The organism is Novosphingobium organovorum, from assembly GCF_022832435.1.
In the GTDB taxonomy this organism is placed as follows: Bacteria; Pseudomonadota; Alphaproteobacteria; order Sphingomonadales; family Sphingomonadaceae; genus Novosphingobium; species Novosphingobium organovorum.
Map to the genome: position 1 here is coordinate 1 of NZ_JALHLF010000250.1, position 873 is coordinate 873.

Here is an 873-nt window from a genome sequence, read left to right on the forward strand (position 1 = left end):
CGAGCGCCGCGTGGTCGCGCTGGCGCGCGGCGACGGGCTCGACAGCTTGCGCGAACCGCGCCGGCGCGGCTGGCTCGAACGCTTCGTGTTCGGCCCCAATCCGCCCTCGCCCAAGTTCGCCAACGAACGCCTCGAAGCGCTGCGCCGGCTTGCGGTGCAGGCCTGGCACAAGGGGTACCTGCTCCCCGCTTCCGCGCTGAAGGCCGCCGAGGCGGCGGGTTTCAGCGAAGACCAGATCGGCCTGGTCGTCGACACCATTGCCCGCGAGCGCAGCGCGCCGCGCAGCGCCCCCCTCTAAAGGATCTTCCCGTGAACGCTCCCTCCACGTTCGACACTGCGGCCAGCGCGCCTTCGCCCGCAGGCCATGAAGAAAGCGCGCTTTCCTACGCGCCCGCGCGCCGTTTCAAACCCCGCACCTACGTGATCGGCGCGGCCATCGCGATGGCGCTGGCCGGGCTCGGCTGGAAAGCGCTGCACAGCGACAAGGCCGCCGCCGTCGCCATGCCCGTCCCCAGCGTCCAGACCGCCACCCCGCTGGTGCGCGAGGTTACCCAGTGGGATGATTACGTCGGCCGCTTCGCCCCCAGCAAGACGGTCGAGGTGCGCCCGCGCGTCTCGGGCGCGATCACCGCGATCCACTTCAAGGACGGCGACACCGTGCGCCAGGGCCAGGTCCTGTTCACCGTCGACGCGCGTCCCTATCGCGCCGCGCTGTCCGAAGCCGAGGCCGACGTCGCCTCGGCGAAAAGCGCGCTGGCGCTGGCCCGGTCCGACTATGACCGCGTGGCCGGGCTGACCGGCGACGAGGCGATGGCCGCAAGCGAGGTCGACCAGTTGCGCACCCGCGTTCGCTCGGCCAGCGCCGCGCTCGCC

At 72.2% G+C, this 873-nt stretch carries 2 protein-coding genes; both read left to right on the forward strand.

The window, feature by feature from the left end; translation table 11 throughout:
• The coding region (locus MTR62_RS21070) for a hypothetical protein (protein ID WP_244024630.1) at nucleotides 1-298 on the forward strand (298 nt) is incomplete at its 5' end.
• 11 nt (nucleotides 299-309) lie between these two features.
• On the forward strand, nucleotides 310-873 hold a 564-nt coding region (locus MTR62_RS21075; RefSeq protein ID WP_244024632.1), incomplete at its 3' end, for an efflux RND transporter periplasmic adaptor subunit.